We start from the raw sequence: 876 nt of genomic DNA, 5'->3' as shown, positions 1-876 counted from the left end.
CCCGTGGCTGCCGGGGCCGCCGAGCCCGTGGCGCCGACCGGACGGGGCCGCGGCGGTAGTGCCTTCGTGGTCGAGCTCGCGAATTTCACCGGTCCTTTCGATCTGCTGCTTTCCTTGATCGCTAAGCATAAGATGGACGTGACCGAGGTTGCGCTTTCCCAGGTCACCGATGAGTTCGTGGCGCACATCCGCCGCCTGGGCGCGGGCTTCGACCTCGGGCAGGCCACCGAGTTTCTGGTGATCGCGGCAACCCTCCTGGATCTCAAGGCGGCCAGGCTGCTGCCCGGGGCGATCTCCGAGGACGAGGCGGAGAACCTTGCCCTCCTCGAGGCCAGAGACCTGCTGTTCGCCCGGCTGTTGCAGTACAAGGCGTACAAGGAGGCATCGGCCCTCTTCACCGGGCTGATGACGCTGGAGGCCCGGCATCTGCCCCGGGCCGTCGCGCTGGAACCGCGGTACGCGCAGGCGCTGCCAGAGGTGCAGATCGGCATCGGGCCGGCCGAACTCGCCCGCCTCGCGGCCAGACTGCGAGAACCGCCGTTGCCTCCGCAGGTCGCGACCGATCACGTCCACCTGCCGCGGATCAACATCCGCGAGCATATGCTTGCGGTGATCGAAAAATTGCGAGAGGTGGGCAGCGCCTCCTTCGGGCTGCTGTGTGCCGGCTGCCAGCAGACGATCGAGGTGGTCGCGCGTTTCCTCGCCCTGCTCGAGCTCTTCCGGGAGGGACGGATCGCGTTTGCGCAGGAGGTGCCGCTGGGGGAGCTGATCGTCCGATGGGTGGCTGACGCCGAACCCGATGAGCTGGGGCGGGCGCCCGGCAGCTCCGGTGGCGGCCGCGTCGCCGACCACCTCGCCGGGAGCGGAGCCGCCGGC

General features: G+C 69.3%; 1 protein-coding gene. It reads left to right on the top strand.

Annotation, left to right across the window (positions count from 1 at the left end; translation table 11 throughout):
• Positions 1-3 precede the first annotated feature (3 nt).
• Positions 4-876: ScpA family protein (locus MJ785_RS13480; protein WP_239381201.1), on the top strand; the 873-nt coding region annotated here is incomplete at its 3' end.

It is taken from the genome of Protofrankia sp. CiT1 (genome assembly GCF_917627335.1).
In the GTDB taxonomy this organism is placed as follows: Bacteria; Actinomycetota; Actinomycetes; order Frankiales; family Frankiaceae; genus Protofrankia.
This window is presented reverse-complemented; position numbering and strand designations above follow the sequence as displayed.